Raw genomic sequence first — 6,525 nt, 5'->3', positions numbered from 1 at the left:
ATCAGTATTCGCGGCGCGCGTGCGCTCGTATGAACCCAGCGCGCTGTTGACAAATGCGCGGAGGTCGGGCGGCATGGACAGTTGCAGCGCCGCATATTGTTTGCGTTGTTCAAGCGCCGCGCGCGCATCGAAAATCCACGCGCGCCTGAAGAGGTTGTGATACAGGTATTGAGCCTGGACGCGCGCGCCGGCATCGGATGAATAGCCGATTCCGGAACGGATTGAATGCAGCGGGTACTCGCTTAACTGTATTTTGACGGGCGCGTGATGCGCTTTGTTCCGGTCGTTTTCGACTTCTATCGCGACATTGGCGAAATAGCCGGTATTCTGCACTTGCCGCTGCAGTTCAAGGATGCGCGCTTCCTGATAGATTTCGCCCATTTTCAGCGGGTTGACATGATGGATGATCCATTCCGGATACCGTTGCAGTCCGCTGATTTCCAGCGGGCCGAGTGTAAAAGTTGGGCCGCTGTCGAAGCTCACCGATGCGTTGGCCTGCCGCGCGTCCGGATCAATGCGCATTTGCGAGTGCGCGATTTCCGCGCCCAGGTAGCGCTGCGCCTGCAGCGTCTTTAAGGAAGCGTTCTTTGCTTTTTCCCAGCCTTCCTGGGTAAATGGATCGCCGACGGGGAGCGGCCAGGTCTTGCGCGCGGCGGCCTCACGCTCAGGCGCTTCATTCTGTACTGGGCCGGCGAACTTCAGATGAATGGCTGAGATTGTGGTGCGCGGGCCGGGATGGAGATGCAGCGTGACCGTTTTTTTTCCGCTGGATGCGGTGGCGACTTGAGCGTTAATGTCGGCTGAAAAATAGCCGCTGGTTTTGGCGAATTCGCGCGCTTGCCGCGGCGCGGCCAAAAGCAGGAATTCAAGCTGTTCATCGCTGATGTCTTTGCTTTTTGCAAAGCGCGCGATATCCAGATGCGTTTTCAGCAATTTCTTGAACGCGCGCGGCGCCTTGGGCGCGTCAATATGGACATTGTACGCCGCCCATGCGTAAGGAGCAGCGAGTCCAAGCGCCGCCGCCAGACCGGGATAAACGAAGAGTTTGCCGCAAATGCTCAGACGCTGCTTCGACGCAGTTGTAGAATGATTTGCCAAGCAAAACTCCGAAAAAAGGGCAACCGGATGTATCAATCAGATATTACCCAATTTATCCATCAACTCAAGCGGCAAAAGCCCTGGCTGGAAGCGGCGCAGCGCAATGGCCGCGCGTTGCTGTGGGATAAGCCGCCGATCGATCTGGAAGAACGTGCGCGCGAACGCGAAAGCCGCGCGCCGCAGATGCCGTATGTGTATTACCAGAATTTCTAGAAGTTATTTCATAAATGGCTGCGAGGCCGTGATGCAGGGTCGGGTGGTGCTCGGAATCCTCACATATTTTATATATGCTCCGGTTCCTGCGCTCCGTCCTCCCCTGCCTGACAGCCTCTCGCCTATTTATGAAATGACTTCTAAATGAGGGCCGCGTTGGACAGTGTTCTGCCCGCGCCCGATACGGCCTGTGCGCGTCTGTACGGCGAGCCGCTCCTTAAGCTGCCGCGCGATCTCTATATTCCGCCCGATGCGCTTGTAAGTTTTTTTTGAAACCTTTGAGGGGCCGCTCGATCTGTTGCTGTATCTGATTCGCCGGCAAAACTTCAATGTGCTCGATATTCCAATGACCGAGCTCACGCGCCAGTATCTGGAGTATATTGAGCGCATCCGCGCGCGCAATCTTGAACTCGCGGCTGAATATTTACTGATGGCCGCGCTGCTGATTGAAATCAAATCGCGCCTGTTATTGCCGATCAACAAAGAAAACGCGGCTGCAGAGGAAGGCAATGCCGATCCGCGCGCCGAGCTGGCGCGCCGCTTGCTTGAATATGAACGCATCAAGGGCGCTGCGCGCGCGCTGGACGCCCTGCCGCAACTGGGTCGCGATCTTCTGCCTGTCGCGGCGCGCCATCAACGAAACGCCGCGCCGCGCTGGCCCGCGGTGCAGCTTGAGGAAATCTGCGCCGTCTGGGCGGATGCGCTCAGGCGCGCCAGGCGCGTTGAGCCGCACTCTATTCATCGCGAAGCGCTTTCAGTGCGCGAAACGATGAGTGTCATCCTGCGGACACTGCGCAGTGCGCGGCGGATGGAGTTTACCGAACTGTTTGCCCCGGTGCGCGATGTACCGGTGGCAATTGTCAGCTTCATTGCCATCCTTGAACTGGCGCGTATTGCGCTGATTGAGATTACACAGGCCGAACCCTTTGCGCCCTTGTATGTGCAACTGGCGGATGCGTCGGGAGCGCCCGCCTGAAAAGTAAAATTGTCGAGTTCAATATCTGGCATAATGGCGCGTTTTAAACGCACTCACTCTGTCGCAGGCCGTTTGATGAAGAAGGACATTCATCCCGAATATCGCGAAGTTGTGTTTCTGGATACATCGTGCAATGCCAAGTTTTTGACGCGCTCGACGATTGAGACACGGGAAACGATTGAATACCAGGGCAAAACGTACCCGCTCTCAAAAATCGAAATTTCCTCTGCTTCTCATCCAGTGTACACAGGCATTAAGCATATCGTGGACAGTGAAGGGAATGTTGAAAAATTCCGTCGCAGGTTCGGTATGCGCGCTGGCGGAAAACCTGAAAAAGACAAGGGAACTGCAAAATGAAAACTTTTTCCGCAAAAACCGCCGAAATAGAACGTAAATGGTATCTGGTGGATGCAACAAATCAGGTCCTTGGCCGCGTCGCCAGTAAAATAGCGCATCGCCTGCGCGGAAAACATAAGCCTGAATACACGCCGCATGTAGACACCGGCGATTTTATTGTCGTTGTCAACGCAAGCAAATTAAGGGTGACGGGCAATAAATGGACAGGTAAAACGTATTACCGCCACTCAGGCTATCCGGGCGGCATTTATCAAACGGATTTTGGGAAGATGCAACAACGTTTTCCGGGCCGTGCGCTGGAAAAAGCCGTTAAAGGCATGATGCCAAAAAACCGGCTCGGCCGCGCCATGTTCGCTAAGCTCAAAGTCTATCCGGAGATGGCGCATCCGCATACGGCGCAACAGCCGCAAACGCTTGAACTTTAAAGAGATTGAAGAGACTGAGAATGATTGGAGACTGGCATACAGGCACAGGACGCCGCAAACGCGCGGTCGCCCGTGTTTTTATTAAACCGGGTCAGGGCGGAATCATCGTTAACGATCAACCGATGGATCAATATTTTTCGCGCGAAACTTCGCTGATGATTGTTCGTCAGCCGCTTGAACTGACAGAACACGCTCAGACTTTTGATATTAAAGTCAATGTGCACGGCGGCGGTGAGACCGGACAAGCCGGCGCAGTGCGTCATGGCATCACGCGCGCACTCATCCAGTACGATGAAACGCTAAAGCCCAGTTTGTCAAAAGCGGGGTTTGTCAGACGTGATGCGCGCGAAGTCGAACGCAAAAAAGTAGGGCTGCATAAAGCGCGCCGGCGTAAACAGTTTTCCAAACGTTAAGATCACCGCTTTATCCCCTTTAAAACCACTTTTCTGCTTTTCTCTTTGTACAGATAGATGGGGGAAGTAGCTCAGTTGGGAGAGCGCAGCGTTCGCAATGCTGAGGTCGGGAGTTCGATCCTCCTCTTCTCCACCCTATTCATAAGACCAGAATCTCCTCTGGTCTTTTTTATGGCCCGCTCAAACGCAAATTGAAAAAGTTCTAATGACGAGCTTCATTGATAAAAAATTATAAATATGGCTGAATATATAGACTGTAACTCTGGTGAAATTTTGGAAGATATTGGGAAAAGGCTAAAAATATGTTATGAGTGTAAACAATATTCAGAAGCCCTTAAATACGGCGTCTGTGAGAAACGCAGAGCGTGTTGGAAAACATGAATGGCCCGCGCACCAATTGCCCGCTATGGGATCGCTGAATGGTTCGGCAAAGACATCACAAGCATGACGCCAAAAGAGCGTCAGACCTTTGGCCAGCTCGCGGCCTTGCAAGACCAAACCGGGGACTTGTCCAATGCCCCGATCTGTCCCTTTCTCTCAACCCTGATACCGGCAGCTCGATGCAATAAGGCCAGCGGCGTTTGCAGCATTCGCCGCTTCTTGCCAGGCCCGAACAGCTCCGGCAGCCCGGTGCCTGGCGACAAGATCGTGACCGTTTGCCCGTCGCGCTTCCTGCAAACGCTGGACGATGGGAAAAGCGTGTTCGTCTGGATTTCTGAAAAGATGCTCGATGTTGCCAATCCTACGGTGATCAAAGAAACGCCGTTTTTCGCAAAGTTTCGGATATCATACGCACCCCGGAAACGGCGGCAGACATAGAGGCTGAAGTCGCAGAAGAAGGGAAAAAGGCCGGTCGGATCGACTGGATTCTGGTTAATCCAGCCACGATGGATACCAGCGAACTTGAATGGTGCGCAGTCGAAACCCAAGCCCTGTATTTCTCTGGAGACAAGATGCGACTTGAGTTTGTCGCCTATGCGGCGTCCCCTTCGGCGGTGCTGTTTCCGGTAGGTCGCCGGCGTCCAGACTATCGCAGCAGCGGGCCAAAGCGTCTTTCTCCCCAGCTCGATGTAAAGGTGCCGGTACTCAGAAATTGGGGTAAAAAGGTCGTCGTGGTCATTGATCGGTTTTTCTACGACAATATGAATGCCCTAGCCGATGCATACCCCCGCGCTAGGAATGACCAAGAACGCCGGGATAATTCGGATGTGGTTTGGTTCGTCGTGGACTACGACCAAGCGCTGAAAATGGCAGCCAGTGTAGTAGTCTTTACCAGTCTGGAAAGCTCTCGGCGGGCATTGAACGCCACGGAGCCACTCAGCAAAGCCGATTTCACCCGCAATCTGAAACAGGTCATTCATGACAACTCGCGGGCGAACAAGGTTTTCAAGGCTTCAGAATAAGCAGCTCGTGAATAATGGCATGGTGTGTGTTCTTCATTGGTACCCGCTCAATGCGGAAACTGTGACGTTCGGCCATTTCGCGCACCTCTGGCGTATCGTCGTAAGTCATCATCACTGTACCGCGCACCTTCGTCATGAGTGCAAACAGTCTTTCGTGGTCGATTTCGTTGTGTGTATAGAGCCGGGACCCCGCCTGCTTGCCTCCGGCCGTATAAGGCGGGTCAATGAAAAAGAAGGCATCGGGATTATCGGCAAAGCAGCATACAACCTCGAAGGCATCTCCCCGTTCAAAGACGATTCGATTCTTGAGGCTGCGCAGTACCTTGATGCGGGTTGCCAGTGTCTCTGGATACCAGCGTGACTTGAGTCCCCGTCCAGCCTCACCGTCCTTCACCAAGCCGGCGCCGGCTGCCATGATGCCGCCTCTTTGCATCCGGTTCTTAATGATGGTTCGGAAGGCTTGGTTTTTGGTCGAACGCGGCTTTCCATTAAGTACAGCCCGAACGTTCTCAGAGGTCACGTCAAAACGGGTGATCTTCTTGGACAGATCAGCCACATCGACATCAGTGCCGTAAAAGATCGTCTCCCACACAGCAGCCACGTCATCATCCAGCTCGAACAAAAAGACCCGTTCGGCCAAGTATTCAGCGGCCACACTAAGGCCCGCAATTGCTCCGCCTGCGAACGGTTCAACAAATACGGATGGGCGTTGTTTCGAGGCCATCAGCCATTGCCGCACCTCCGGCACAAGCCAGGTTTTGCCGCCTGGATAACGGAAGGGGCTCAAGTGCCGCACTTGGGCAACATTGGTCGGCTTAGCCTTTCCGTGAAGCTGTTTCAAGAGTGAGGTCAATGCCTCGATCTTCTCCGGGTCAACAAAACTGGCCGACACTCCTCATGTACCAGCACAGTTGAGCGGGTTACGCCCTGGGCCTTTAGGCGCTCGATTCGCCTATTCTGACGCTGCAAAGCCGTTGAATCCATTGTGCTCCCACAAGCATGGGTATCCGTAAACATTCACGAAATTTTAAAGAGTTTCAGCCTTGCAATCAAACTCCGTGAACACTCACGGAATCAAGAAACCACCAGTACCCCACACGGACACCACCAAACGCTCTCATCTACCCTCATCGGCCCGCATTGTGCTTTGGTCGCCTCAGAGAAAGCATCTGTGTTGCAAGTCAAGTGGTTGGCGCTGGATTTTCCTGCCAGGGGGGAGCGGCGCTGGACGAGGCTGTTCAGGATAGAGAGCAGCTTACGCAACACAGCGATCAGAGCTTTTATGGGTTTTCCAGCGGCTCGTAAGCGTTCGTAGAACGTTTTCATATCCTCGTTGCNTACGAGCCGCTGGAAAACCCATAAAAGCTCTGATCGCTGTTGCGTAAGCTGCTCTCTATCCTGAACAGCCTCGTCCAGCGCCGCTCCCCCTGGCAGGAAAATCCAGCGCCAACCACTTGACTTGCAACACAGATGCTTTTTATTTTTGAAACCCGCGGGATTTTTAATGCAAGAAGCGCAAATAACAGCGTGCGTATGTCTGGACCTCATTGCGCCATCCGACTCAGCATTCAGGCAGAAGTCGCACACCCACATTGCCTGATTGTCGAAAGGAATCAGCATTTATGATTTCTCCGTACATG

The 6,525-nt window shown here is 53.6% G+C and carries 8 protein-coding genes, 1 tRNA gene and 1 pseudogene; 8 read left to right on the top strand and 2 right to left on the bottom strand.

What is annotated here, in order from left to right:
- Nucleotides 1-1,098, bottom strand: a 1,098-nt coding sequence (locus CAGGBEG34_RS09145; protein ID WP_042688505.1) for an autotransporter assembly complex protein TamA, incomplete at its 3' end; no start/stop codon positions are given.
- Nucleotides 1,099-1,125: 27 nt separating this feature from the next.
- Here CAGGBEG34_RS09145 and CAGGBEG34_RS09140 point away from each other — a divergent pair.
- From CAGGBEG34_RS09140 to CAGGBEG34_RS09855, 8 genes and pseudogenes are all read left to right on the top strand, one after another.
- Nucleotides 1,126-1,311, top strand: coding sequence for a DUF3460 family protein (locus CAGGBEG34_RS09140; protein WP_006683345.1), 186 nt, complete (start codon nt 1,126-1,128; stop codon nt 1,309-1,311).
- A gap of 144 nt (nt 1,312-1,455) precedes the next feature.
- Nucleotides 1,456-2,287 (top strand): annotated as a pseudogene (locus tag CAGGBEG34_RS09135) (segregation and condensation protein A).
- Nucleotides 2,288-2,362: 75 nt separating this feature from the next.
- Nucleotides 2,363-2,644 carry a type B 50S ribosomal protein L31 gene (locus CAGGBEG34_RS09130; protein ID WP_006683343.1) on the top strand — a complete coding sequence of 94 codons (282 nt, stop codon included), beginning with the start codon at nt 2,363-2,365 and terminating at the stop codon, nt 2,642-2,644.
- Complete coding sequence (gene rplM / locus CAGGBEG34_RS09125) at nt 2,641-3,069, top strand: 50S ribosomal protein L13 (RefSeq protein WP_006683342.1); 429 nt, start codon at nt 2,641-2,643, stop codon at nt 3,067-3,069. The genes CAGGBEG34_RS09130 and rplM overlap by 4 nt, the downstream gene beginning before the upstream one ends.
- A 20-nt stretch (nt 3,070-3,089) precedes the next feature.
- Nucleotides 3,090-3,482: a 30S ribosomal protein S9 gene (gene rpsI, locus CAGGBEG34_RS09120; RefSeq protein ID WP_006683341.1), complete on the top strand. Its 393-nt coding sequence runs from the start codon at nt 3,090-3,092 to the stop codon at nt 3,480-3,482.
- 60 nt (nt 3,483-3,542) lie between these two features.
- Nucleotides 3,543-3,615 (top strand) — tRNA-Ala (locus tag CAGGBEG34_RS09115).
- 248 nt (nt 3,616-3,863) lie between these two features.
- Nucleotides 3,864-4,301 carry a NotI family restriction endonuclease gene (locus CAGGBEG34_RS09110; protein ID WP_042688504.1) on the top strand — a complete coding sequence of 146 codons (438 nt, stop codon included), beginning with the start codon at nt 3,864-3,866 and terminating at the stop codon, nt 4,299-4,301.
- Nucleotides 4,268-4,885 carry a NotI family restriction endonuclease gene (locus tag CAGGBEG34_RS09855; protein WP_081463822.1) on the top strand — a complete coding sequence of 206 codons (618 nt, stop codon included), beginning with the start codon at nt 4,268-4,270 and terminating at the stop codon, nt 4,883-4,885. The genes CAGGBEG34_RS09110 and CAGGBEG34_RS09855 overlap by 34 nt, the downstream gene beginning before the upstream one ends.
- On the opposite strand, the gene CAGGBEG34_RS09100 is transcribed toward CAGGBEG34_RS09855, so the two are convergent.
- On the bottom strand, nt 4,869-5,777 hold the full coding sequence (locus tag CAGGBEG34_RS09100) for a DNA adenine methylase (protein ID WP_006683340.1): 909 nt from the start codon (nt 5,775-5,777) through the stop codon (nt 4,869-4,871). The two genes, CAGGBEG34_RS09855 and CAGGBEG34_RS09100, sit on opposite strands and share 17 nt — an antisense overlap.
- Between the last annotated feature and the right edge of the window lie 748 nt (nt 5,778-6,525).

The organism is Candidatus Glomeribacter gigasporarum BEG34 (genome assembly GCF_000227585.1).
Taxonomy (GTDB): domain Bacteria; phylum Pseudomonadota; class Gammaproteobacteria; order Burkholderiales; family Burkholderiaceae; genus Glomeribacter; species Glomeribacter gigasporarum_B.
The sequence above is the reverse complement of the archived record's forward strand: the minus strand, read 5'-3'. Positions and strand labels throughout refer to the sequence as shown.